Source organism: Streptomyces sp. NPDC046805, assembly GCF_040645355.1.
Taxonomy (GTDB): domain Bacteria; phylum Actinomycetota; class Actinomycetes; order Streptomycetales; family Streptomycetaceae; genus Streptomyces.
Map to the genome: position 1 here is coordinate 519,386 of NZ_JBEYYC010000001.1, position 24,351 is coordinate 543,736.

Here is a 24,351-nt window from a genome sequence, read left to right on the forward strand (position 1 = left end):
ACGCCGTACTCGGCGCGCTGATCGTCCAACTCGGCTATATATGCGCTGACTTCGGACAGGATCCGCCATCCTCGGTCAGCCAGGCATGCAGCGCGGACAGGGCCCGGCTTCGCCGGTCGGCCGGGCAGCGGCTGAAGCGGAGGGAGGTTTCGGCGAGGGTGGCGACGGACGGGGCGTCCAGGGTGAAGTGGGTGCGGACCAGGTCGTACTCCTGGAGCAACGAGCTCCCGGTGAAGAGCGGGCCGTCGCTGTTGATGCTGACCGGGATGCCCGCGGCGAGCAGCTGCGGTAGCGGGTGGCGGGCCGGCGAGGGGACTACGGACAGTTGGACGTTGGAGGTGGGGCAGACGTCCAGGCATATCTGACGCTCCGCCAGTTCGGTGAGGAGGTGGGGGTCCTCCACCGCGCGGACGCCATGGCTGATGCGGTGGGCACCGAGGGCCTCGACACACGCGCGTACGCTGGGCGCGCCCGCGCCCTCCCCGCCGTGCGGTACGGCGGCCAGGCCCGCGTAGCGTGCCCGCGCGAAGACGTCCGTGAAGCGTTCGGCGGGGTGGTTCGCCTCGTCCCCGGCGAGGCCGAGGGCGACCACGCCCGCGTCGCGGTAGCGGATTGCGAGGGCAAGGGACCGCTCGGCCGCCGCCATGGGCAGGCCCCGGTTCACGCCCAGCACGACACCGGCGGCGGAGGCGCCCCCGACCGCGGCCGAACCGGCGCGCAGGCCCTCCAGCACCGCTTCCAGGACGGCCTCGTCCGGGCCGAGGCGGCCCGCGTAGGTCGGCGGGAAGACATGCACCTCGGTCCACACCACCCCCTGCGCGGCCGCCTCCTCGACGAGTTCACGGGCGATGCGGTGCAGGTCGTCGAGGGTGCCGACGAGGTCGCGGGCGCGTTCGTAGGCGTGGACGAATTCGCCGAGCCCGGTGAAGGGGCCGGTCGGGGGCATGGGTCTGCCGTGCCGGTCCGCCAGTTCGGCGGCGGTGCCGGGGCGCATGGACGCCTCGAGGTGGAGGTGCAGCTCGGCCTTGGGAAGCGTGGCGAGGTCGTGGCGGGTCACTGATGCCCCAGGTAGACGGTCTTGGTCCAGGTGTAGAAGTCGGCGGCTGCGGTGCCCTGTTCACGGAAGGTGTTGGTGGAGGAGTCCTTGACGCCGCCGAAGGGCACGTTCAGGTCCAGGCCCGCCGTGGGCCGGTTGACCTTGACGACGCCGGCCTGGACGCGGGCGGCGAAGTCGTGCGCGCGGGAGAGCGAGGTGGTGCAGATGCCGGCCGCGAGACCGTACGCGGAGTCGTTGACCCGGGCGAGGCCGTGCTCGTAGTCGTCCACGGCGAGGACCGCGACGACCGGGCCGAAGATCTCCTCACGCGCCGCGTCCGAGGAGTGGTCGACGTCGGCGAGGACGGTCGGGCGCAGCAGCAGGCCCCGCGGGGCGAAGCCGCCCGCGGCCACGCGCGCACCCTGCTCGCGGGCCCGTGCGATCGCGGCGGTGTCCACGGCGAGCTGGTCCTTGCTGACCACCGGGCCCATGGTCGTGTCCGGCAGCAGGCCGTCGCCCGGCACGTGGGCGTCGGCCTCCTTCACCAGCGCGGCGGTGAACTCCTCGCGGATGCCCGGGGTGACGTACACCCGCGACGTGGCCGTGCACACCTGCCCGGTCGCTCCGAACGCGCCGGCCGCGACCACCCTGGCCGCGGCGGCCGGGTCGGCGTCGTCGAGCACGAGGTAGGCGTTCTTGCCGCCCATCTCCAGCTGGACGCGGGCGCGACGCTCGCTCAGGACGCGGTGCAGGCCCTGCCCGACCGCCGTGGAACCGGTGAAGGACAGCGCGGCGACCCGCTCGTCCCGCGCCAGGGCGTCGCCGACCACGGAGCCGCGGCCGTGCACGACGTTGAGCACGCCCGCGGGCAGACCCGCCTCGACCAGGACGGAGGCGAGGTGGTGGGCGCAGAGCGGGGTCAGCTCGGCCGGCTTGAGCACGACGGTGTTGCCGGTGACCAGCGCCGGTGCGGCCTTCCAGGTCGGGATGGCGATGGGGAAGTTCCAGGGGGTGATGAGCGCTGCGGTGCCGACCGGCTCGCTGCGGGTGAGGACCTGGGTGTCGGGCAGGCCGCTGGGCAGTACCTCACCGGTGGCGTGCCAGCCGAGGGCGCCGAAGAAGCGCAGCACGTCGATCGCGCGCCGTACCTCGCCCCTGGCCTCGGGCAGCGTCTTGCCCTCCTCGCGCACCAGGTCGCGGGCGACGTCCTCGTGGCGGGCGCGCAGCAGCTCGGCGGCGTCGAGGAGGATCGCGCCGCGCGCGGGCGGGGGAGTGGCGGCCCAGGCGGGCTGGGCCTGCCGAGCGGCCGTCACGGCGGCTCGGGCGTCGGCGGCGGCCGACGAGGGGGCGACGGCGACGACCTCCTCGGGGCGGGCCGGGTTGCGGCGCTCGACGGCCGGATCGCCGGTCCATTCGCCGCCGATGAGGTTCCGGACGGTTGCCGGGGTGGTGGGCATGTGAGGGTTCTCCGTTCGGGGCTGGGGAGCCCGGGCTTCAGAGTGCGCGGACGAGGCCGCCGTCGCAGCGCAGCGCGGTGCCGGTGATGTAGGAGGCAGGCGCGCCACAGAGGAACGCCGCCGCGGCGCCGAACTCCTCGGGGCGGCCGTAGCGTCCGGCCGGGATGGCCGCCCGGGAATCGGCCGCGACCTGCTCGACGCTGCGGCCGCTACGCTCCGCTGCGGCGGCGTCCAGCGCGGCGACCCGGTCGGTGGCGATGCGGCCCGGCAGCAGCAGGTTGACGGTCACCCCGTCCGGCGCGACCTCGGCGGCCAGGGTCTTGAGATGGCCCGCGAGCGCGGCGCGGCCGAGGTTCGACAGGGCGAGGCCGGGCAGCGGGGCGGCGACGCCGCTCGATCCGATGGCGAGCAGCCGGCCGAAGCCGCGGGCGCGCATGCCGGGCAGGGCGAGTCCGATCAGCCTCAGCTGGGGGCGGAGCAGCAGGTCGACGGCCGTGGTGAGGTCCTCGGACGTGACGTCCGAGGCCGAACCGGGCCGCGGGCCGGGGCCGTTGAGGACCAGGATGTCCGGCTCCTTGCCCAGGGCCTCGACGGCACCGGCGTACAACGGATCCGGACCGCCGGGCGCCAGCAGGTCGCCCTCGACGGCCACGGCGCCCGGCAGTTCGGCGGCGAGCGCGCGGGCCCGGTCGCCGCGGCGCCCGGTGACAGCCACCCGCGCCCCCTCCGCCGCGAGCGCCCGTGCGGTGGCCTCGCCCAGGCCGCCGGTGGAGGCGCAGACCAGGGCCCGGCGGCCGGTCAGTCCCAGGTCCATGTCACTTCACCTCCTGGACGTGGCGGCGGAGTTGCTCGTGCAGGGCCGGGGGCAGAGGCGTCGCTGGGGGCCGTACCTCCGACTCCGCCAGCAGGCCGCGCTGTCGCAGGCACTCCTTGCGGATGGCGAGCGCGATGCCGGCCTGCTGCTCGAACGTGACGAGCGGAAGGTAGGGCGACCAGGCGGCGCGGGCGGCGGCATGGCCGCCCTCCCGCCAGGCGTCCACGCAGGCCACGAGTCCCTCGGGGAAGGAGAAGCCGGTCATCGCGCCGGAGGCGCCGCAGGCCAGCTCGTCCAGCAGTCCGACTCCGCCGAGGCCGCCGAAGACCGGCGCGTCGAGGGCGTCAGCGAGGGCGGCCACGGCCACCGGGGTCGGTGGCGCCTCGGCCTTGACGGCGGCCACGAACGGCAGATCGCGCAGGGCGGCGACGAGCGCCTCGGGGGTGATGCGCACGCCGCTCACGAGCGGGTAGTCCTGTACGACGAGGGGGAGACCGGTGGCCTCGTGGACGGCTCGCAGGTGCCGTGCGAGCACCTCGGGCCGGGGCGAGTTGACCTGCACCATGACGGCGGCGAGCCGGTCGCCCGCGGCCTCCTTGGCCAGCAGCGCCTCCTCGACGACCGGCGCGGTGCCGAGCGCGGTCGCGCCGGTCACCAGGGGCAGGGAGACGCTGTCGGCGACGGTCTCCAGTACGGTGCGCCGCTCGGCGCCGGACAGCTGCGCGGCCTCCCCGAAGACACCGAGCACGGTCAGCCCCGTGACGCCGGCGCCTTCGAAATGCTCGACGAGCCGGGCGAGCGAGGCCTCGTCGACGTCCAGCGTGGACCCGCTGAAAGGGGTGGCGACCACCCCCCAGACGCCGGGCGCGAGGTGTGCGGAGGAAGGGGACATGGGGGCTCCTGAGTGGTGATCGTGCTCGGGTCGTCGCGGGGCGGTCAGCGTCCGGGCCAGTTCGGCGGGCGCTTCTCCTGGAAGGCGCGTACGCCCTCGCGGCTGTCCTCGCTGTCCAGCGCCGCCATCAGGGCGGGCAGCCGGGTGGCGCGGGCCTCCTGGCTGGTGAGGTGGCCGGTGCGCTGCACCATCTGCTTGATGGCCCGCAGCGAGGTGGGAGCGCAGGCGAGGATGTCGGCGACCCAGCGGTCGACGGCGGCGTCCAACTCCCCGTCCGGTACGACCTCGTTGACCAGTCCCATTCCGGCCAGTTCCGCGGCGCGGGCGCGGCGCCCGGTCAGCAGCAGGCCCATGGCCTGCGTGTGCGGCAGGCGGCGGACGAGCTGGGTGACGCCACCGTCGAGCGGGATGCGTCCCACTCGGGGTTCGGTGAGCCCGAACTGCGCGGATTCGGCGGCGATGACGATGTCGCAGCCCAGCACCATCTCCATGCCGCCGCCGAGGGCGAAGCCGTTCACCCGGGCGATGACCGGGACGTCGAGGGTGGTGCGCAGGGAGAGCCCGCCGAAGCCGGCTGGATCGAGGCCGGCCCAGTACTCCAGGCCGGTCTTGTCGACCGCCGCGGCGGACATGTCGGCGCCGGTGCAGAAGGCGCGGCTGCCGCCGCCGGTGAGGACGACCGCGCGGATACCGGGGTCGCGCTCGATCGACTCCCATATCTCGCCCAGCCGCTGATGGGTCTTGGGATCGACCGCGTTGAGCACCTTGGGCCGGTCGATGGTGACGCGGGCGACGTGGTCGGCGACTTCGAAGCGGACCTCGTCCACGGGCATCCGGTCGTTCATCGCAGCACCCCCGCCTCAGTGAGGGCCGTGATGGCCGCCTCGTCGTAGCCGTGCTCGGCGAGGACCTCGGCGTTGTGCTCGCCGAGCCGGGGCGGGGCATGGCGCACCGAGCTGCCGGCCCCGGAGATCCGGATGGGCGGGGCGAGGGCCTTCACCGTGCCGACGCCGGCGTGCTCCATCTCGACGATCATCTGGTTGACCAGGGTCTGTTCGTCGGCCAGCGCCTCCTCCAGGGTGCGGACGGGGGCGCAGAGCACATCGTGCGCCTCGAGACGCTCCAGCCAGTACGCGGTGTCCCGGGTGGCGAACCGTTCCCGGAAGATCCGCTGCAGCGCGGGACGCTGGGCGAACTGGGCCTCGGTGGTGGCGAATTCCTCGCGCTCGGAGAGGTCCTCGCCGAGTTCCAGTGCGGCGCTGACGGCCGACAGCGGCTTCTCGGTGAAGCCGCCCACCATGCAGACCGCGCCGTCGGTGGTGGGGAAGACGCCGCTGGTCGGCATCTCCGCCCAGTTGACCTCGTATCCGCGGTTGAGCTGCATGCACGCTTCCTGCATCTGCATGTGGAGCATCGAGTTGTACATGGCGACCTCCACCTTCTGCCCCTCGCCCGTGCGGTCGCGGGTGAGCAGGGCCAGCAGGATGCCCTGGAGCAGATGCATGCCGGTGGTGTAGTCGCACAGCGTGGTGGGATACACCGACAGCGGGATGTCGGGGGATTCGCGGCGCCACATCACGCCGGAGTACGCCTGGTTGATGACATCCTGTCCGCCCTTGGCGCGGTAGGGGCCCTCGGTGCCGAAGCCGGTGCCGGAGGCCCAGATGAGGCGCGGGTTGAGCTCCTTGAGCTGCTCGTAGCCGAAGCCCAGGCGCTCCATGACGCCGGCGCGGAAGTTGCTGACCACGATGTCCGCGTCCCGCACCAGCCGGTAGATGACCTCCTTGCCCTCGGGGCGGCGGGTGTCCAGGGAGACGCTCCGCTTGTTCCGGTTGATGGAGAGGAAGATCGGGTTGTCCTGCCCGTCGCGGTCGGGGAAGGAGTTGCGGGAGATGTCGCCGAGGCCGGGGCGCTCGACCTTGATGACGTCCGCCCCGTAGTCGCCGAGCAGTTGGGTGCAGCTCGGGCCCATGAAGACCTGCGTGAAGTCGAGGACGGTGAGGCCGTCCAGCGGCAGCGGCTGGGCGGTGGTGGGGCCGGTCATGCGAGGGCCTCCGAGGGCTCGTCGAGGGTGGCGTTGGCGGACGGGATGTCACCGGGGTCGGCGCCCTGTTCGCGCAGCAGGCGTTGTACGGCGACCGGGTCCACCTTGCGCGCGGTCTGACCGCTGTCGACGGCGAGTGCGGCGGCGACGCCCGCGGCCTGGCCCATCGCCATGCAGGGCGGGATCTCCCGGGAGACGCGCTGCGCGTCGGGCGTCGCGGAGTAGTGCCGGCCGGCCACCAGGAGTTGGTCGACCTCGCGGGGCAGCAGGGCACGGTAAGGGGTGTAGTAGTCGCGGCCGCGGGCGACGGAGTCGGGGAAGTGGCGCCGGCTGGAGATGTCGTCCTTGGTCACCACGTACTCCCCGGCCAGCAGCCGGGTCTGACGCACCCCCATCTGCTCCGCGACGTCGAGCAGATAGCTGTTCTCGAAGCCGGGCAGTTGCCGCTGGATCTCGGGAAGCGCGTCGGCGATGCGGCGGCGGGCCTCGAACTCCGCCTGCGTGAGGGACTCGGGGTCGGCACCGTCGTACCCGGTCATGTGGGGGGTGTTGCACCACACGACGCCGGGGATGGGCGTCTTGAGCCACCACAGCCCCCACGCGCCGCCGAGCAGGCGCTTGATCTTGCGGTTGATGGCGCGGGCCTCGCGGGGGTTCTCCTGCTCGAACCGCTCGGCGGCGGCGGTGTCGACGCCGCCGAGCCGGAACACCAGGGTGGTCAGATAGCTGTCGTGGGCGTAGCCGGCTCCGGCCCGGGAGGCGACGTCGATGTCCCCGGTGGTGTCGATGACGACGTCGCCGAGGATCGCCTGGGGGCCGACCTTGGTCTCGCAGACCACGCCGCACAGCCGGTTGCCGTCCATCACAGGGCGGGAGAACCAGGAGTGCAGGCGCAGGTGCACGCCGGCCTCGCGGATCAGGTCGTTGGAGACCCGCTTCCAGCCGTCGGGGTCGAAGGAGACCGAGTAGCAGACGGGCTTGGGGTCGGCGTGGGAGTGGAAGTCGAAGGTGCCCCAGCGGCTCCAGCGGTTCCACATCTCGGGCGAGGAGACGCGGTCCTCCTCGGGCGGATAGACGGCGAGCCCCATCGACTCCAGCCGGTCGACGTACTCGGAGACGATGCCGGAGACACTGATCTCGCTGCCGTTGCACATGTCGTCCAGGACGAGGACCATGCCCCCGGAGGCGAGGCCGCCGAGCGCGGAGTAGCGCTCGACGAGGGTCACGTCGGCGCCGGTGCGGGCCGCGGCCACGGCGGCGCTGACGCCGGCCGGCCCGCCGCCGACCACGACGACGCCGCTGCGGCGTACGACCGGGACGTCCAGGTCGTCCACGGATATCCGGAGGTCGGAGGCTTGAGCGGGGTGCTGCATCGCGGTCCTTTCGTAGTGGTGCGGAGAGCTACTCGCCGGCGTGGGTTCCGCTGGTGCGGCGGGCGGCCAGGTAGAGCACGACACTGAGCAGGGACAGGACGGCCGTGAAGACCGGGAACAGCCAGCGGACGCCGTGCTCCTGGAGCCAGAGCATGAGGTAGGGGGCGGTACCGCCGAAGAGCGCGACCCCCACGCCGTAGCCGAGGGCGACACCGGTGGCCCGGCAGTGCTGTGGCATGAGGGAGGTGGCGACGAGGTTGTAGAGCGTCATGTTGAGCACGAGCACCACGGAGCCGCCCAGCAGCACCGCCACGAACCCGCCGATGCCGCGCGTTTGGTAGAGCAGCATGACGAAGACTGCGGGGATGGCGAGCAGCCGGGTGACGACGAAGGTGCGGCCGAGGCCGACCCGGTCGGCGAGGCGGCCGGTGAGGGGGGAGCCGACGATGAGGATCGCGCTGAGTGCGGAGGTGGCCGCGAAGACCTCGGTGGACGATTCGCCGTGCGTGGCGGCGGCGGTGGGCAGGCCGACGGTCCAGGCGTAGTTGTACGCCTGAGCGGCACCGACCACGAAGAGCATGGCGAGCAGACCGGGCCAGTGACGGCCAATGTCCCGCCACACCGCGCCGGTTGAAGGCGCGGGGCCGTCCGTGACGGCCGCCGGCAGCACCTCGGGCAGCGAACGCCGCAGGTGCAGGACGACGAGGCCCAGTACGGCACCGACGGCGAAGGGCAGTCGCCAGCCCCAGGCGTGCATGGCCTGGTCGCCCAGGCTCAGGCTGGTGACGAAGGCGAACACCGAGGCCAGGCCGATGCCGAGGTTGACGTAGAGGGACATGAACCCGGCGGCCCTGGCCTCGCGGCCGGGCGGGACGAGCTCGACGGCGTACGCGGTGGAGAGCGGTGCCTCGATGCCGGTGGAGACGCCCTGGAGCAGTCGGCACACCAGCAGGATCAGCCCCGCCGTCGTACCGATGACCGCATGTGAGGGGGCCACCGCCATGACCAGCGTGGTCAACGACATGATGGCGACGGAGAGCAGCATCACGCGGCGTCGGCCGAAGCGGTCGGCGACCGTGCCGAGCAGGACGCCGCCGAGCGGTCGGACGGCGAATCCGACGCCGAAGACCGCCAGTGCGCTCATGGTCGAGGCGACGGAGCTGCCGGAGGGGAAGAACAGCGGCCCGATGTAGGAGGAGAGCAGGCCGAAGAGCATCCAGTCGTACCACTCGAGCAGGTTGCCCAGGCCGAGGCCGAGCATGGCCCTGCGCTGTGAGCTGGTACGACGTCTGGCGGGATCGGTGGAATCGTCGATGGCGGGACTGATTGCCCATGCCATGGTGACCGCCTTTCGGAGGGCCGGTTAGGGCAGGCGTGACCGAGGGCTGGTGCGAAGAAACGATTCGGCGTCACCGGGACACAGGTGTGCCGAAGAACGGGTGCACAACGGACGGAGGGTGCACAAGATCAGCCGTGAAGAGGCAGCGGCTACCAGGTGGGTGGCGTGATGACCCACACGGCCGTGCAGATCTCGTCGCCGCTGTTGGCGTACCAGTGGGGAATGGTGGACGGGTAGCGGATCGAGTCGCCTGGACCCAGTTCGTGTTTGACGCCGTCGAGGTAGACGTCCTTGCGTCCGGAGAGGACGAGCCCGAATTCCTCTCCGCTGTGCTGGAACGGGGTGGCACTGGTGTCGTAGCCGGGTGGAGTCACCACCCAGGTCGCCTCCAGCGAACCGTTGAGGTCGGGGGTCAGTAGCTCGAACGTGGACCCGTCGTCGGGGCGGAGTCCGTGGTTGTCGAGCCTGCGTCGCTCGTTCCGGCGGACCACCGGGGAGCGGAACTGGTCCGGCACGTTGAACAGCCGGCCCACCGGAATCCCCAGTGCGTGCGCCAGTTGGACGAGCGTGCTGAACGAGGGGTTGGCGGTGCCGCGTTCGATCTGGCTGACGATCCCGGTGCTGAGTCCGGACAGCGCACTCAGCTGACCGAGCGTGTAGCCCTTTTCCTTGCGCAGGGTGCGGACGATCTCTCCGACCTCGCGGATGGCCGTGGAGGCGGCGAGATTCTCCGCCGGCTCCGGCATGCTTGCGCTCACCCTGGCCTCCGTTCGACTCGAAGTGAGCTTCAGCATATTGAAGTTCTTCACTCCGTCAAGGGTGTGCGCAGGGCTCCGTTCCAGCCCGGCTCACCCTCCGCGTCGGGCGTGAGTTGAGCCGGGGGTCGAAATGAGGGAGGACGATCCTGCACACGGCACCGCCGGTTCAAGCGCCCTGGGAGACCCTGCACCGGTGTTGGGCATCCATGGGCACTGGCCGGATGGGTCGGCGAGGTGGCGGCGGCAAGAGCTGCTGGACCGCACACATCCCCGCCCCCGCGCCCCTTCCATCGTCACCCTGCCGATCAGCCCTGTCCAACGGAGCGATCGGCGGCTCGGGTTAGCAAACCTCCGCCTCCGGGCTGACGATGAAGACAGGGGCACCCGGCACCGCGGGCCGGACACGGACCGCGGTCGGTGGAGGGAGATTGGTCATGGCCCGCACAGGTTCCAGAGCATCGTCCCCGATTCCCGACACGTTGAAGCCCGGTGGGATCGAGGCGGAGAGCCATCCCTGGCAGATACAGCTGGTCGAGCACCCCAAGCGTTTCGAGTCGTCGTTCTTCCGCGCCGCGAAGAAGACGGCGCGGAAGATTCTCGACGAGATGAGCGACGCGGAGCTGCCGTACGGGGCCCGGCCCGACGGCTCCGAGCACTGGGAGATGCACCACGGAGGCAGTCTCTGGGTCAAGGGGGAGGGCGGCTGGCGGATGTACCGCGCCCGGGTGGGCATCGAGTGGAGCATGCAGTTCTGCGCGGAGCCGGTGAAGGTCGACCGGCTCAGGCAGGAGGCCGCCGAACTCGTCGGTGCCTTCCCGCAGACGCTGCCCGCCCTCGCCGAGCTGGGGTACGAGGAGGCCGAGGAGCTGCTGCGTACCCCGATCAAGGACGCGGACGGCGTGGAGGCATGGACCGACTCGCTGTTCAACGCATGCGTGCCGATGAGCCACGGCCACCACCAGGGAGTCCTGCCCAAGGTGCCCGGTGAGCATCACTACCCCTGGCCCGTCAAGGGCGCCGACTTCGTCCGGTACGACGACTTCCAGTTGTGGGTTACCTTGCCCGACGGCACCCATGCCGCCGTCGCCCCGGTGGACCGGCGGGGATCCGGAGACGGCCACGTCCGCCTGCTGCACGTTCCCGAGGGCAGCAGGGCGGCGGACACGCTGGCCGAGGCGCAGGAGCAGGGGTTGATGGCGGTCCTGCCGCCGAACAGCCCCGTCGCACTCCAGGCCTTCGCCGAGCAGATCGCCCCGGGACGACGCACCGCCGCCGGTCCCCTGGACACGGGCCGGGCGCGCCGTGAAGGCAGGGGCTCCCGCTAGGCCCGCCGGACGAGGAGCGACCATGCCCCGCAGGATCGTCATCTGCCTTGACGGGACGAGCAATCAGGTGGGTGCCCGTCACCCGACCAACGTGGTCCGGCTGTTCGAGATGCTGGAGGCGGACGACCCGACACGCCAGCTCCTGTACTACGACCCCGGCGTCGGCACCATGTCGTCGGCGGTCGCCCGCGGTCCGGTCGATCGCTGGCTGTCCCGTGTGTGCGGTCTCGCCTTCGGTACCGGGCTGAGGACCAACCTCGCGGAGGCGTATACGTACTTGATGCGGTGCTGGGAGCCCGGTGATCTCGTGTACGTCTTCGGTTTCAGCCGCGGCGCCTACACCGCCCGCGCGCTGGTAGGGATGCTCAACAAGCCCGGACTCATGCGGCCGGGCGCGGAGAATCTCGTCCCCTACGCGGTGGCCAAGTACGCCTTCAACCAGGACATCGACAGGAGCGAGCGGGAGGTGGCCCGGTTCTCGCACGCTTTTTGCCGGCGTACCGAGGACGAGCCGCTGTGGGAGGCGGTCAAGCGCAACGATCCGCGGCAGGTCTCCCACCACGCGCTGCCGGTCGCCTACCTCGGCGTCTGGGACACCGTGAAGGCGGCGGGCATCCTCCGCCTGGGCAATCTGCAGTGGCCCTACACCCATCAGCTCCCCAACGCCGCCCGCATCCGCCACGCCGTTTCCCTCGACGAGAAGCGGCGTCCCTTCCGGGAGTTCCTGGTGACGCGTCGGCCGGAGCCGCTGCGCGACACGGCGCAGGAGGTGTGGTTCGCCGGTGTCCATTGCGACGTCGGCGGCACCTTCGCCCATGAGGAGGGCGAGCCCCTGCTCTCGACGATCACCCTCAAGTGGATCACCGACGGCGTCTGCCAGGACCTGGTCTTCCGCCCCGGCGCGTACGCCGAGGCCTGCGCGGTGACCGAGGAGTTCGCCGACGCGGCCGTCCACCCGAACGGCCCGTTCTGGATCCTCGCCGGACGACGCTCGCGCCGCGTACCCCGGAACGCCGTAGTGCACACGAGTGTCCGACTCCGCCGGGAGCGGGACCCCAAGTACCGTCCCGATCTACCAGATCCGACGGAGCCGGGCCGATGGGCCGACCCGGACTGGACCAAGTCAGGGCAGACACATGACAGTTGACGACTGACGGGTGAGCGATGAGCAGCGTGCAGCCCCCACTGTTCCCGCGGGCCAGTCGTGGGACGAGAGCCTGGATCTGCCGCGAGCCGGCGGACGGCCGTTCCCGACCATGGATGGGGCATCGGGCACCGCCACGTGTTGTGGTCCTCCCCGAGAGTGCTTTCATGGAATTGAGGGCATATGCGTAGGCAGCGTGACACATGCACACGCCGGCACGGGGGTGTCGAGTATGGCGCTGTGGGCTTGCACTTCGAATACCCCCGTGGTGGGCGTGCACACGAGCGCCTGATCGACCAAGTCCCCTTCACGCGCTTGCGCGGCATTCACCCGCAGCGTCAGTAGCAGGTGTGAGCGCGGAGGGAATCCCATGACGAAGGTCGTCCGTCACCCAGAAGGAAAGCGGCGTCCACCAGATGCCCCTTGGTACACGCTTTATCTCAGACGGTGGACGTCTTCGGGTGCCGGGGCTCTGCGTCGGCGGTGGCGTTCGTTTCGGACCGGCCGCGAGGCACGAAGAAGCCTCGTTCCCAGCCTGAGTTGGCGGAGTTGCCGGCTCAACTTCTCCCGGGTGATTCGGGTGTACGCCTACCTCGGGGCCTTGTGTCTCCTTGCCTGGCTGGCACTGGGAATCTACTACTCCGGGGACCCGCATGGCTGGTTCCAGCAAATGCAGAAGACCGGTTGGTTCACCCTTGTCAGCCGTTTTCTGGGGCCGGTCCTGGTGGCCGCCTTCGTCACGACACTCTTCCTGATCTACTGGTACCGCAGGACCAAGAAGCCGATCGTCGACAAGGCGAGAACGCGCCCCCACGAGCTGGTGCCCACCGTGGGAACGCTCGTCGACCGGATCGTCGGTCGTCGGGAACTCTCCCGGGTCATCGCTCAGACGCTCCGTGACAGGAGGACTCGCAGGCCCTATCTGCTGGTCGGCGGCGTCGGGGTCGGCAAGACCGCCGTCCTGGTGGAACTCACGCGGCTGCTGGCACAGCAGGCCGCGGTTCCCATCCCGATCCGCCTGCGTGACATGAGGGCCGATGGCGAACTGGACTTCGAGAAGATGGCGCGGCGACGCTTCGAGGAGGAGGCGGACCAAGGGGTGCTCGCCGGCGGTCACATCGACAAGACGTGGCGGCAGCTGCGTCTGGACGACAAAGCTGTCGTCCTTGCCGACGGACTGGAGGAGGCTCTCCTCGACGACCAGCACCGGGACGACCGCGACAACATGATCCGCCGCGCGATAGACCGTGCGGACCGTCAGCAGTTGCCCTTGGTCATCGCCTCGCGCCCGCATGCTCCTCTGGACGGCACACGTGCGGTGATCGCGGACCTGGAGCCACTGAGCGAGGAAGCGGCGCTGGAGTATCTGGTGAGATCCTCCGGCGACGTGGATGAGCGCCGTGTCGACTGGATCGTGGAAACGGCCGAAGTATGCGAGTCGCCGATCTATCTCCAGATCGCTCGGCTCCTGCAGCAGCGCGGGCTGCTGGAGCACGTGACGCTGCGCGAGGAACCCGAACGCCTGGAGACACGCAGCCACGACTGCTCCACGCTCAGGCTGTGGCTCCTGGACACCTATCGCAAGGCTCTGGAAGACGGTCGCATATTCGACAAAGTGGTGATGGATCGTGAGGAGCGCCGCCAAACCATCTGGGTGGTTTCGGCCCTGGCCTGCCTGGGGCTGCTGAAGGACAGTCTGGAGGTTACGCTCGATGATTTCATCGAATTCTCCCAGGCGTACGTCGACGAGCAGTCCGAGGGCGAGGAATACCGTGCCGGCGGGCAGGAATCCGCGGGTCCCGCGAGCGTGGGGGAGCGGGTTACGGAGCAGGTCCGCATGGGGGCAGGCGCGGCAGCCGAGCAGGATCTGCAGGCTACCTCCGCGTCTGAACACAGGATCACGAATCGCCGGGACAGAGGGACCGGGCTGGCCCTTTCCAGGGCGCAGTACATCGCCGTCTGGCAGGTTTTGCGGCGGCTGTTCGGCGAGCCGAAGTGGCTGGACCCCATGAAATATCCGAACGAGTTCCAGACCGAATTCGCGCGCTTTGCCGCCAACGGACAGCTGCTCGGACTGGTGAAGGGCTACGAGAAGAAGGTCCGGTTCCCGCACAGCATCATCCAGGCGTACCTGGGCAACTGCCTGCTCAGTAAACTGGACAGTGAGCGGATCAGTGACGTGGTCGCACCGGCGCTCCGCAGTCCCGGTCCGTCTCGTGAACTGCTCATCGCGCTGGTGCTGCTCTCTCGTCAGAGGGAAGCGGCCCAGGGTGTGGAATCGGAGGGTTCACCGCAGGAAGCACCCAAGGGCCCCGTTGAAGCACGGTCCTCGAGAATCTCCGAACTTCTCCGCATACAGGCGGATGGCCGCCAGGACCCCAAGTTCTACGACCTTTATGCTGCCGCCCTGGAAATCGACTCCATCAACCCGGTCGGGGACCAGGAAGAGATCGCTGCGGAGCTCGCCCGGCGGTGGCCGGAGAAGGAGAAGGAGATCAGGGGTGATCGGCGGACCATCGAGGACGCCAAGCTTGGGCTGGTGCGCCGCTTCGGAGCGGCGTTGCGCCAAAGGGAACGGTGCCGCAAGGAGAGAGCGCGGTTCAGCCCGACAGAGACGAACCACCAGCCTGTCCTCGCCTATTGGCAGCTTTTTGAGATAGGCACATACGAGCCGTCCCATCCGGTCCGCATCTCGATCACGCACCAGATAGCCGCCGGTGGCGATGAAGCCTTCCGGTCTATGCGCAGGGCGTTTCGGCTGGGAAGCGACCCGGTGCTCCAGTACTTGCGGCGGACGCGCAGGGCCAAGATGAAACTGGACGCCCAATACACCGAGTGGTTGGCGGCACAGGACTCCGATCCCCCTGCCGGTCCGCAACAGGAAGAGGACAGACGGCGGAAACACCAGGAGCTCGTGGAGGATTTCGAGAGGAAACGCACCATGTCGTGGCGGTACTTCGCCATGCGGGCCTGGTTGTTGCCCATGTTCGTCGGCTCGGTCTCCGGCAAGTACCGCGAAGAGACGAAGGAAAGACTGGACATCTGGCTGCAGCACATCGCCCCGGCCGCGCGCGGGCCCAACCCCCTCATGCCCCGCGCCACAGGGGCCGGGCCCGACCTGCCGCTCTCCCTTGAGAACGCCCTGGCCCAGGGCTTCAAGAACGCAGCCAACCGCAGGAAGCGGCACCCGGACACGTGCGACGAGGTCCGGCCTCTTCTGATGAAACAGGCTGAGAAGATGCTCACGCGCAGCCGCCACTGGTACGCACAGCTCACCCTGCTGCACGCGCTGTGCCTGTGGGAACTCCCCGACTGCGTCGGGCGCGTCCCACAGGTGACGGAAGCGGACGGTCAACGTCGGCGCCGTACGCACTCGCACGCCGGCCCCGACGGAAACGGGGACACGGCGGAGTCGTCCCGTGCGACCGAACCCGTCGAGGCGGTGGCGCGTTGGCTGACGATGGCGGGCACCGCACACCAGAGGCCGCCGACAGACGGGAGCATCGATCACACCGTCAGACTCCTCCACCCGTTCGTTGCGGAAGCGGGCGATCTGGTGACCCTCGCTCTGGAGACAGGGCACCCGGAGCGGTTCATATGGATCGACGAGCACGGCGCCATCGACAACGTCGGCTCCACGCCGGCCGACCCGGAACGCTACCGCAAGCACAACCTGTGGATCGCCCCGTCAGTCGGCTGGAGCGTCCTGCACCCTCGAGCACAACGGCTGCTCGCCGACGTGCTGGTCATGGTCAATCTCACCGAACACAACGGAAGCCCGGACGACATCGAGGAGCGCCTGAACCGGGCCAACAAGACCACTCTCCCGCCCTGTCTCACTCACGACCGCAGCCCGCTGCATCCGGAACGTAGCGTCGGCCGGGCCGACGTGGACGAAATCGGCTCCACCTGTCTGCCGACCTGCCAGTTCCGCCTGTGCCCCTATCCTCCCAAGGCGGGCATGGCGCAGACGGAGATGGAAGAGCTGTTCTGCCGACAGCAGCAGCAACTCCTTCGCAGCGGCTTCCGCCTACGCCGCCCCGTCCTCGTCCGGCACACCGCTCCTTGGGTCAGCATCCCGATCAGGGACCTGCACGCCTTCTGGGAGGAGATGGCCAACCGTAACCGCAAGAACACCGGTGACGACCACCACGAACTGTGACGTGAGTCCCGGCCCGGCTGTTCCTAGCGGCTCACCTCTTCGCCCGTCATCGCACGGTCCCGAGGAAGCGCTTGACGCCCACCGTCTCGGATGCGATTCCGTCCGCCAGCGCGGAGCTCCGGTCGTCGGCGAAGAGGGAGACCGCGGCAGTGCGTTTCGCCTTGCTCCAGGCCCAGGTGCCGTACGCCAGCCCGTCCATGGTCACGGTGGGGCGGATCTGGCCGCCGCCCGGCCATACCTGCCGCTCGTGCTCGGGTGGTACGGACAGGGCGCGCGATCGGTAGCCGACAAGGTAGTTGTCGTAGGCGGGCAGCAGCCGCACATCCGGCCCTGCTACGGCGGTGTCTTCCCCGGTGGTGGCCGCGGGCAGTGCACACCTCTGGCCCAGCACCTCGCACTCGGTAAGCCGTCCGGCCGCGCCCAGTGCCCGCCATGCGCGCCGAGCCGCGGACAGCGGCAGACCTGACCAGGAGGCGAAGTCCTCCGGTGCGGCGGGTGCGTAGGCCCGCAGATAGCGGTGCGCGAGTTCCACCTCGGCGTCCTCGCCCCTGGGGCCGTCCTGGCCGGCCGGCAGCCAGTCGGCCGACAGGACGAAAGCGGCCTCGCCCGCGCGGTCGGGGCCGTGGCACAGGACGCCGCGCAGTGCGGCGCGCCGGATGAGGTGGAAGGGAGCCTGCCCGCGCGACGGCAGGCCGCTCAGGGTGAGGCGTTCGGTCAACTCCGCCCGGGTCGCCGGGCCGTCGCCGAGGGTCTTGGTGAACTCGGCCTCCGCACGCGCGCAGACGTCTTCGCCGAGCCCCAACTCACGGTAGCGGCGCTCGCTCAGACGCAGGAAGTGCGGGCCCAGAAGGTTCAGAAGCCAGTGGACGTCCGACGCGGTGACGATGTGCAGCGTCCCGCGCATGAACCAGCCCCGCACGATGCTGCGGTCCGACTCGGCGGCCTGCCGCACGTCGGTGGCCGTCACGCCGTTGCCCCGCACCCGAATCCCCAGCGCGGCAGCCGACGCGTCCTGCGCCTGCACCGCGACCACGTGCTCGACGACCTCGACCACCGAGCCGTACCGGACGCCCCCGCCCAGGCCCTGCCTCCGACTGCGTAACGCCCGTGCCGCGCCTGGCTCCAGAGATCGCATGGCCCGAAGCTACCCGGGCCGTGTCCGGGGCGTGCGGCGTTCCTGCGGTCAGGGGGTGAGCAGTTCCACGGGCACCGAGTCGCTACCGCGCCTACTCCTTCACGGCCCCCGTGAGCATTCCGGCGATGAAGTGGCGCTGCATGAACAGATAGAGCACCACCACCGGCAGCGCCACGATGATCGCGGCGGCGGCCAGCAGCGAGAACTGGGTGGTGTGCGCCCCCTGGAAGAAGGCCAGACCCAGGGGCGCGGTGCGCAGACTCTCCGACTGCACCATCACCAGGGGCAGCAGAAATGCGTTCCAGGTCCACATGAAGACCAGCATCGCCAGCGTGACCAGCGCCGGTCGGCTCGTCGGGACGATGATCCGCCACAGCACTCGCCAGTCCGAAGCGCCGTCGATCCGTGCGGCCTCGACCACGCTGCGCGGGATCGTGCGGAAGGCGTTGCGCAGCCAGAACACCGCGAAGCCGAGCGACTGGGCGACCTGGGGCAGGATCAGGGCGGCGTAGGTGTCGGTGAGCCCGTAGTCGCGGAGGTCGAAGTAGAGCGGGATGACGAAGGCCTCCTCGGGCACCATCAGCCCGATGAGCATCACGTAGAAGAGCACCGACCGGCCGGGGAAGTCGAAGGCGGCGAAGGCGTATCCCGCGAGGATGCCGAGCACCCCGCTGATCGCCACCGTGCTCACGGCGACGACGGCGGACGTCAGGAGGTAGTGGGAGAAGTGCCCGCGGCTCCAGGCCTCGGTGAAATTGGCCCAGTTGAGATGGCGCGGCCAGGCGAAGGAGGCCGAGCCGCTGGTGTCGTTCGACAGGGACGAGACCGCGACGCCCAGCAGCGGGAACACCGACAGGGCGGCGAAGAGGCAGAGGACGGCGTAGTTGACGGCCTTCTCGCGTCGTGTGATCACGCGTGGTCGTCCTCTCTGGGCTGGAGTCGGTCGATCAGCACCGTGATCGCGAGGATGAGCAGCGTCATCACGACGCCCAGCGCGCAGGCCTCGCCGACCTGCCCGGTGTTGAACGCCCGGTCGTAGATCTCGAACGACGGGACCGCGGTGGCGTTGCCGGGTCCCCCACGGGTGGTGACGTAGACGAGGTCGAAGGTCCTGAGGGCGGCGATCACCGTGAGGGTCAGCGCCACCGTGATCTGGCCACGCAGCCCCGGGAGCGTGACGGTGACGAACTCCCGTACCGCGCCCGCTCCGTCGACCTTGGCCGCCTCGTAGAGCTCACGAGGAATGCTGCCGATGCCGGAGAGGAAGAGCACCAGGCACAGCCCCAGCTCCAGCCATGTGCCGATGAGCCCGACGGCGGGCAGCGCGGTCGAGAAGTCTCCCAGCCAGGGGCGTGTCAGCGTGTGCAGTCCTATGGCCTCCAGCAGGGAGTTGAGCACGCCGTCGGGGGCGTAGATGGCGGTCCAGGCGGTGGCCACCACGACGGTGGCCAGCACCTGTGGCAGGAAGAGCAGCACCCGGAAGACCGAGGCCCCGCGCAGTCGGGTGGCCCGGGTCATCGCTCCGGCCAGGAACAGGGCGACGCACACGGGGAGCACCGCGTAGAACCCGATCAGCACCAGTGCGTGCAGGAATCCCGAGCGCAGTACCGGATCCCGCCCCAGGTCGGCGTAGTTGGACACTCCGGCCCAGGTCGACGGTGAGAGGCCGTCCCACCGGTAGAGCGAGATCTGCACGGCCTGGCCCAGCGGTACCACCAGCAGCGCCGTGACCACGGCGAGCGGGGCCAGCAGATAGAGGTACGCCTTCCACTGGACGGCGCGCCGCGAGCGCAGGCTTCTCGTGGCAGTCGTGCCGGACCGGACGTCCTTGCCGGCAGCGGCGGATCCGCCGCCGGGTGTGCTCGGTGTGCCTGGTGTGGCGAGGGTCATCGCGGTGCTCCCGTTCCCCTGACGCTACCGGCTCTTCTGGAAGGCGGCGTCGTCACCCTGAAGGGCCTTGGTGAACTGCTGCGGCGTCTGCCGTCCGCCGAGCAGCTCCTGCAACCCGGACGTGAGGGTGTCGAAGAACGTCGGCGTGGTGTAGTCGAGGTAGGGCAGCAGCCCGTCCTGGGTACTGACGGTGTGCCAGGTGTTCAGTACGTCGGCGTTGACGGTTCCCGGGGCCGGGCGGTACGAGGCCGGGGGCAGCGCCGGCAGCCCGCCGGCGGAGGCCACCTGGGCCATCCCCTTCTGGCCGTTGAGGAAGTTCAGGTACGCGGCGGCCACGTCCGCGTGCTTGGACTTGCCGGTGATCGCCCAGGCCAGACCCTCGCCGCCCTCGGTGACGGGCGCGCCGCCCGCCGTCGGGGAGAGCGCGGTGAAGCCGACGTTGCCGGCGCCCATCGCCTTGGCCACGCGCTCGGCCTCCCAGGTTCCCTCCAGGTAGAACACCGATTTTCCGGCGCCGAACTGCGTGGCGGCCTGGTCGCTGGTCTGGCCTGCCCACCCGGGGGAGAGGTAGCCGTGCTTGCGCCAGTCGCTGATGATCCGGGCGGCACGCACGGTCCCGGCGTCGGTCCAGGAGGCGCCCTTGGCGCCGAAGACCAGGTCGCGGACGGCGGACTTGCCGGCGGTCAACGCCTGCACCACGCCGAAGAGATGGATGGCGCCGATCTTGTCGGAGTCGCCGAAGGCCAGGGGCAGCTTCCCGGCCGCCTTGGCCTTGGCCAGGCCGGTGGTGAGGTCGTCGAGGGTGGCCGGCGGCTTGAGACCGAGAGCTTTCAGCTGGGCTTTGTTGTAGTAGATGCCGACGATCTCGCCGGTCTGCGATATGCCGTAGAGGTTGCCGGTCTTCCAGGTGCGGCCGTTGCCGCTGAAGCGGTTGAGGTCCAGCAACTGCTGCGGATAGGCGGTCTTCCAGCCGTAGACGTCGGCGTAGCGGTCCAGGGGCTGGATCAGCCCGGCCTTCACGAAGGCGCCCATATCGGGGTACCCCTGGTTGACCTGGACGACGTCGGGCGGGTTGGCGGAGGAGAGACCCAGTTTGAGCGTGGTCTTGAGATCGCCGAAGGACCGCGAGACGCGGACGATGTGGACGTTGGGGTACTTGTGCTCGAAGGCCGCATTGAGTGCGCGGGTCGCGGAATCGGTCGCCGGGTCGGTGTTCTGGTCCCACTCGGTGAGTGTGACCTTGCCTGCGGTCGCGGGGTTGGTCGCGACGGAACCGCCGGTCTTCGACGCTCCGGCGGCGGGGCCGCTGCCGCCGGGCGCGCTGCAGGCGGCGAGTCCGGGCAGGACGGCGAGCGCGACCGCGAGCCCGGCGGCGAGCCGCGGCACGCGGGACAGGGAGGTACGGCGAGGATCGCTGGGTCTGCGGCTCAGCACAGATGGTCCTTTCCGGCGAAGGTGATGTGGTCCGGCCCGGCGGCGGTCAGGAAGCCGTAGCCGTCCGGGCGGGAGGACTCCAGGTGGGCGCGGATCGTCTGCCAGTCCGGTGCGGAGGAGCTGCCGCCCAGGCGGCACACGGACAGGCCGGCGCAGAGCACCGCGAAACGCAGTCGTTCCGTCAGCGCCCAGTCCTTCTGCAGCTCGGCGTAGAGGAAGGCGGCGATGAGGACGTCCCCGGCCCCGGTGGGGTCCACGGCCGGCAGTGCCAGGGCGGGCACCTCGATCCGTTCGCCGCTCCCGGAGTCGATCGCGATCACTCCGCGCGCGCCACAGGTCACCAGAACGAGCGGTACGCGCTCGGCGAGCGCGCGGGCGGCTTCCTCGGCGCTGTCGGAGCGCGTGTAGCGCATCGCCTCGATGTCGTTGGGGCAGAAGACGTCGATCTCGGCCAGCCGGTCGAGGACCTCGGACGACCACCGGCCGGTGGCGTCCCAGCCGACCCCGCCGACCAGTCGGGTGCCGCGGGCGCGCAGGGGCGCGGCCCAGTCGGGCATCGGCGTGGCGACACTGAGGTGGCACAGCCGGGCGTCGGGCGGCGGGTGACCGGCGGAGCGGGCCTCGGTACTGCCGCAGGCGGAGCCGTCGTGGTAGCTGATGAAGGCCCGGTCCCTCTCGCCGGTCACGGCGACGGTGATCGGGGTGTGCCGGCGCGCGTCACGGCTCAACCACCGCAGGTCGAGGTGCTGTTCGCCGCTCAGGTCGCGCAGCAGCCGCTCGCCGAACATGTCGGCGCCCACGCTGCCGTACGCCGCGGTCCGGGCGCCCAGCCGGGCGGCGGCGACACAGCGGGTGGCCGTGCCGCCGGGGACGGCGGCGAAGCTCTGCGCGAAGACCTCACTGCCGGGTGAGGGCATTCCGGGCAGACCGGCGAAGACCAGGTCGTAGTAGAACTCTCCGGCGAAGAGCAGGTCCACCTCGGACCCCGCTGCGCGGCGCGTCGCCGATGCGACGGCCTCGGACGAATTTTCGCCAGGATCGGGCACGGTGTGCGGCTCCTGCTCGGAGAAGTTCAGGAAGTTGCATCAGTGTCGGCAAACTCGGCCACCTGTGGCAATAGCCTGTCCGGAAAAGCTCGTTGAGCATCGGTGCGGTGAGCGACTTCGTTCAGATCCGCTCAACTGCGTGCTACGGTCCGCCTCGTGACCTCCGCCGTACGCCGTGATCAAATCCCCGAGGTGCTGCGCGGCCCCGGCGTGCGTACCTGGACATCGTGATCAAGAGGTCCACGGCCCCCGAAGAGAAATCCAACTCCGCGTACGGACCGGCCGAAAGGTGACCCTGACATGAAACTGTGCATTCTCGGCGGCGGCGGCTTCCGGGTTCCGTACGTCTACCGGGCCCTGCTCGGCGACACCGGTACCCCCCGGGTCGACGACGTCTGGCTCTACGACGAGGACGCGGACCGGCTCGCGGTGGTCGAGGGCATCCTCACCGAACTCGCCCAGGGCCACGCCGATCCACCGCGGGTCTCCGTCACCACGGTGCTCGACGACGCCCTGGAGGGGGCCGACTTCGTCTTCTCGGCGGTGCGGGTCGGCGGCCTCCTCGGCCGCACCCAGGACGAGCGGGTCGCCCTGGAACTGGGCGTGCTCGGTCAGGAGACCACCGGCCCCGGCGGCCTCGCCTACGGGCTGCGCACCATCCCGGTGATGCGCCGGTTCGCCGAGCGGGTGCAGGCCCTGGCCCCCGGCGCCTTCGTCATCAACTTCACCAACCCGGCCGGAATGATCACCGAGGCGCTCCTGCCGATCCTCGGCGACCGCGTCGTCGGCATCTGCGACACCCCGTCCGGTCTCGGCCGAAGGGTGGCCCACGCGCTGGGCGCCGACCCGGCCGAGGCACGACTGGACTACGTCGGTCTCAACCATCTCGGCTGGCTGCGCCGCGTCGTCGTCGGCGACCGGGACCTGCTGCCCGAACTACTCTCCGACGACGCTCTGTTGGGGCAACTGGAGGAGACCGAGGTCTTCGGCGCGGAGTGGATCCGCAGTATGGGCGTCCTGCCCAACGAGTACCTCTATTACTACTACTTCAACCGGGACGCGGTCCGCGCCATCCTGGACGTACCGCGCACTCGCGGCGAGTTCCTGGCCGATCAGCAGAACGCCTTCTTCCGTCAGGCCCGGCACCTGCACTGCGGCCCCGGAAGGGCGGCGGGTGTCGAAGCGTTCTGGCGGCAGACGGTCGCCGAACGCCGGGCGAGTTACATGGCCGAAGCGAAGTCCGGTGCCGAGCACGGCCAGCAGACCACCGAAGTAGTCGCGCAGGCGCCCGAGTTGGAGATCGACGGCTACGCCGGAGTCGCCCTCGACCTGGTGAAGGCCATCGCGCGTGACGAGCCCACCACCATGGTCCTCAACGTCCGCAACGGCGCGACCGTCCCGGGACTGCCCGAGGACGCCGTGATCGAGGTCCCCTGCACCGTCGACGCCAAGGGCCCCTCCCCGTTGCCGGTCACCGCCCCCGATCTATCCCAACTGGGCCTGATGCAGCAGGTCAAGGCCTGCGAGCGGCTGACCGTCCAGGCCGCCGTCGAACACGACCCGGACGCCGCCCTGCATGCCTTCGCGCTGCACCCGTTGGTGGACTCGGTCGGCATCGCGCGGGAGTTGCTGAAGGGTTACCGCGACCGGATCCCCGAGGTCGCCGCGGCGTTGAGGGCTCCCTGAGACCGAGGGATGCTGCGACGAGAAGTCCGGCCTACGCCAGGACCACCTTCACGCCGGCCTCACTGAGGACCGCGATGGTGGCCGGGTCGGCACCCTTGTTGGTGACCAGAAGATCGACCTCGTCCGGTCCGGACACCCGGGCGATCCCGGAGCCGGGGAACTTGGCGGCCGTCGCGAGGAGGACGACCTGTCTGGCGGCGGCCACCATGGCCCGCTTGACCGGTACCTCCACCAGGGTGGTGTCGAGCACCGAACCGTCCGGCCCCACCCCGCTCGTCCCCAGGAACAGCCGGTCGACGTGGAGTTGGCTCAGATTCGCCTCGGTGAGGAAGCCGACGAGCGAGTGGTAGTTACGGCGTACTTCCCCGCCGAGCAGAACGAGGCTGACCGTCTCGTCGTCGCGCAACTCCTCGTAGACCGCCAGGTTGCTCGTCACCACGGTGATACGACGGCCGTGCAACTGACGGGCCAGACGAACCACCGTGGTGCCGATGTCCAGCAGCACGACGTCACCGTCGGCCACCAGAGCGGCGGCATGGCGCGCCACGGCGTCCTTGTCGTCGGCGTCGTCCTCGGCCACCGAGCCGAAGAGGGGCTCGTCGTTGGCATGGGCCACGGCCACGGCACCGCCGTAGATCCTGGTCAGTTGCCCGTTCTGACTCAGGACGCCCAGATCGCGTCGTGCGGTCGCCTCGCTGACGCCCAGGAGCGCTGCGATCTCGCCCACGGGCAATGCGCCTTTCTCCTGCAGGAGTTGGAGCAGGCGCTGATGCCGTATCTGCCGCAACATGCGGGCACTGTACTTCAGTTGACCGA

At 70.2% G+C, this 24,351-nt stretch carries 19 protein-coding genes; 4 read left to right on the forward strand and 15 right to left on the reverse strand.

The window, feature by feature from the left end; genetic code table 11:
* Window positions 1-34 precede the first annotated feature (34 nt).
* The 9 genes from add to ABZ910_RS02615 form a co-directional block, all read right to left on the reverse strand.
* Window positions 35-1,057, reverse strand: a complete 1,023-nt coding sequence (gene add / locus ABZ910_RS02575) for an adenosine deaminase (RefSeq protein ID WP_361357944.1) — start codon at window positions 1,055-1,057, stop codon at window positions 35-37.
* Window positions 1,054-2,493: an aldehyde dehydrogenase family protein gene (locus ABZ910_RS02580; RefSeq protein WP_361357947.1), complete on the reverse strand. Its 1,440-nt coding sequence runs from the start codon at window positions 2,491-2,493 to the stop codon at window positions 1,054-1,056. Before ABZ910_RS02580 ends, add begins: the two co-directional genes overlap by 4 nt.
* Window positions 2,494-2,530: 37 nt before the next feature.
* The gene (locus ABZ910_RS02585; RefSeq protein ID WP_361357950.1) at window positions 2,531-3,307 is read right to left on the reverse strand and encodes an SDR family oxidoreductase; all 777 of its coding nucleotides are present in this window, start codon (window positions 3,305-3,307) and stop codon (window positions 2,531-2,533) included.
* A 1-nt stretch (window position 3,308) separates the two neighbouring features.
* Entirely contained in the window at window positions 3,309-4,199 is an 891-nt protein-coding gene (locus ABZ910_RS02590; protein ID WP_361357954.1) for a dihydrodipicolinate synthase family protein, read from the reverse strand.
* 44 nt (window positions 4,200-4,243) lie between these two features.
* The gene (locus tag ABZ910_RS02595) at window positions 4,244-5,044 is read right to left on the reverse strand and encodes an enoyl-CoA hydratase-related protein (RefSeq protein WP_361357957.1); all 801 of its coding nucleotides are present in this window, start codon (window positions 5,042-5,044) and stop codon (window positions 4,244-4,246) included.
* Window positions 5,041-6,243: a CaiB/BaiF CoA-transferase family protein gene (locus tag ABZ910_RS02600; RefSeq protein WP_361357960.1), complete on the reverse strand. Its 1,203-nt coding sequence runs from the start codon at window positions 6,241-6,243 to the stop codon at window positions 5,041-5,043. The genes ABZ910_RS02595 and ABZ910_RS02600 overlap by 4 nt, the downstream gene beginning before the upstream one ends.
* Entirely contained in the window at window positions 6,240-7,616 is a 1,377-nt protein-coding gene (locus tag ABZ910_RS02605) for an FAD-dependent oxidoreductase (protein WP_361357963.1), read from the reverse strand. Before ABZ910_RS02605 ends, ABZ910_RS02600 begins: the two co-directional genes overlap by 4 nt.
* A gap of 28 nt (window positions 7,617-7,644) precedes the next feature.
* Window positions 7,645-8,955: an MFS transporter gene (locus ABZ910_RS02610; RefSeq protein ID WP_361357965.1), complete on the reverse strand. Its 1,311-nt coding sequence runs from the start codon at window positions 8,953-8,955 to the stop codon at window positions 7,645-7,647.
* A 149-nt stretch (window positions 8,956-9,104) separates the two neighbouring features.
* A complete protein-coding gene (locus ABZ910_RS02615; protein ID WP_361357967.1) occupies window positions 9,105-9,713 on the reverse strand; it encodes an XRE family transcriptional regulator in 609 nt (202 codons plus the stop codon).
* Between the two features lie 434 nt (window positions 9,714-10,147).
* On the opposite strand from ABZ910_RS02615, the gene ABZ910_RS02620 reads away from it, so the two are divergent.
* From ABZ910_RS02620 to ABZ910_RS02630, 3 genes are all read left to right on the forward strand, one after another.
* Complete coding sequence (locus ABZ910_RS02620) at window positions 10,148-11,038, forward strand: DUF6424 family protein (protein ID WP_361357970.1); 891 nt, start codon at window positions 10,148-10,150, stop codon at window positions 11,036-11,038.
* 22 nt (window positions 11,039-11,060) lie between these two features.
* Entirely contained in the window at window positions 11,061-12,185 is a 1,125-nt protein-coding gene (locus ABZ910_RS02625) for a DUF2235 domain-containing protein (RefSeq protein ID WP_361357973.1), read from the forward strand.
* 367 nt (window positions 12,186-12,552) lie between these two features.
* Complete coding sequence (locus ABZ910_RS02630; RefSeq protein WP_361357976.1) at window positions 12,553-16,344, forward strand: ATP-binding protein; 3,792 nt, start codon at window positions 12,553-12,555, stop codon at window positions 16,342-16,344.
* A 46-nt stretch (window positions 16,345-16,390) separates the two neighbouring features.
* Here the strand turns inward: ABZ910_RS02630 and ABZ910_RS02635 are convergent, their stop codons facing one another.
* From ABZ910_RS02635 to ABZ910_RS02655, 5 genes are all read right to left on the reverse strand, one after another.
* On the reverse strand, window positions 16,391-17,479 hold the full coding sequence (locus ABZ910_RS02635; protein ID WP_361357979.1) for a winged helix DNA-binding domain-containing protein: 1,089 nt from the start codon (window positions 17,477-17,479) through the stop codon (window positions 16,391-16,393).
* Between the two features lie 91 nt (window positions 17,480-17,570).
* Window positions 17,571-18,392: a carbohydrate ABC transporter permease gene (locus ABZ910_RS02640; RefSeq protein ID WP_361357982.1), complete on the reverse strand. Its 822-nt coding sequence runs from the start codon at window positions 18,390-18,392 to the stop codon at window positions 17,571-17,573.
* Window positions 18,389-19,369, reverse strand: a complete 981-nt coding sequence (locus ABZ910_RS02645) for a sugar ABC transporter permease (RefSeq protein ID WP_361357985.1) — start codon at window positions 19,367-19,369, stop codon at window positions 18,389-18,391. Before ABZ910_RS02645 ends, ABZ910_RS02640 begins: the two co-directional genes overlap by 4 nt.
* 24 nt (window positions 19,370-19,393) lie before the next feature.
* Window positions 19,394-20,803: an extracellular solute-binding protein gene (locus ABZ910_RS02650; protein ID WP_361357988.1), complete on the reverse strand. Its 1,410-nt coding sequence runs from the start codon at window positions 20,801-20,803 to the stop codon at window positions 19,394-19,396.
* Window positions 20,797-21,849 (reverse strand): carbohydrate kinase family protein, encoded by a 1,053-nt coding sequence (locus ABZ910_RS02655; protein ID WP_361357991.1) that lies wholly within the window; start codon window positions 21,847-21,849, stop codon window positions 20,797-20,799. The genes ABZ910_RS02650 and ABZ910_RS02655 overlap by 7 nt, the downstream gene beginning before the upstream one ends.
* 300 nt (window positions 21,850-22,149) lie before the next feature.
* Between ABZ910_RS02655 and ABZ910_RS02660 the strand changes: the two genes are divergently transcribed.
* On the forward strand, window positions 22,150-23,535 hold the full coding sequence (locus ABZ910_RS02660) for a 6-phospho-beta-glucosidase (RefSeq protein ID WP_361357994.1): 1,386 nt from the start codon (window positions 22,150-22,152) through the stop codon (window positions 23,533-23,535).
* A gap of 31 nt (window positions 23,536-23,566) precedes the next feature.
* On the opposite strand, the gene ABZ910_RS02665 is transcribed toward ABZ910_RS02660, so the two are convergent.
* On the reverse strand, window positions 23,567-24,325 hold the full coding sequence (locus tag ABZ910_RS02665) for a DeoR/GlpR family DNA-binding transcription regulator (RefSeq protein WP_361357996.1): 759 nt from the start codon (window positions 24,323-24,325) through the stop codon (window positions 23,567-23,569).
* Between the last annotated feature and the right edge of the window lie 26 nt (window positions 24,326-24,351).

Bases quoted from the DNA above. Each gene is read 5' to 3' on its own strand.
- ABZ910_RS02660 (WP_361357994.1), top strand. From the start codon at position 22,150: ATGAAACTGTGCATTCTCGGCGGCGGCGGCTTCCGGGTTCCGTACGTC.
- ABZ910_RS02665 (WP_361357996.1), bottom strand. From the start codon at position 24,325: ATGTTGCGGCAGATACGGCATCAGCGCCTGCTCCAACTCCTGCAGGAG.
- ABZ910_RS02645 (WP_361357985.1), bottom strand. From the start codon at position 19,369: ATGACCCTCGCCACACCAGGCACACCGAGCACACCCGGCGGCGGATCC.
- ABZ910_RS02630 (WP_361357976.1), top strand. From the start codon at position 12,553: ATGACGAAGGTCGTCCGTCACCCAGAAGGAAAGCGGCGTCCACCAGAT.
- ABZ910_RS02605 (WP_361357963.1), bottom strand. From the start codon at position 7,616: ATGCAGCACCCCGCTCAAGCCTCCGACCTCCGGATATCCGTGGACGAC.
- ABZ910_RS02600 (WP_361357960.1), bottom strand. From the start codon at position 6,243: ATGACCGGCCCCACCACCGCCCAGCCGCTGCCGCTGGACGGCCTCACC.
- ABZ910_RS02585 (WP_361357950.1), bottom strand. From the start codon at position 3,307: ATGGACCTGGGACTGACCGGCCGCCGGGCCCTGGTCTGCGCCTCCACC.
- ABZ910_RS02610 (WP_361357965.1), bottom strand. From the start codon at position 8,955: ATGGCATGGGCAATCAGTCCCGCCATCGACGATTCCACCGATCCCGCC.
- ABZ910_RS02625 (WP_361357973.1), top strand. From the start codon at position 11,061: ATGCCCCGCAGGATCGTCATCTGCCTTGACGGGACGAGCAATCAGGTG.
- ABZ910_RS02620 (WP_361357970.1), top strand. From the start codon at position 10,148: ATGGCCCGCACAGGTTCCAGAGCATCGTCCCCGATTCCCGACACGTTG.
- ABZ910_RS02580 (WP_361357947.1), bottom strand. From the start codon at position 2,493: ATGCCCACCACCCCGGCAACCGTCCGGAACCTCATCGGCGGCGAATGG.
- ABZ910_RS02635 (WP_361357979.1), bottom strand. From the start codon at position 17,479: ATGCGATCTCTGGAGCCAGGCGCGGCACGGGCGTTACGCAGTCGGAGG.
- ABZ910_RS02590 (WP_361357954.1), bottom strand. From the start codon at position 4,199: ATGTCCCCTTCCTCCGCACACCTCGCGCCCGGCGTCTGGGGGGTGGTC.
- ABZ910_RS02595 (WP_361357957.1), bottom strand. From the start codon at position 5,044: ATGAACGACCGGATGCCCGTGGACGAGGTCCGCTTCGAAGTCGCCGAC.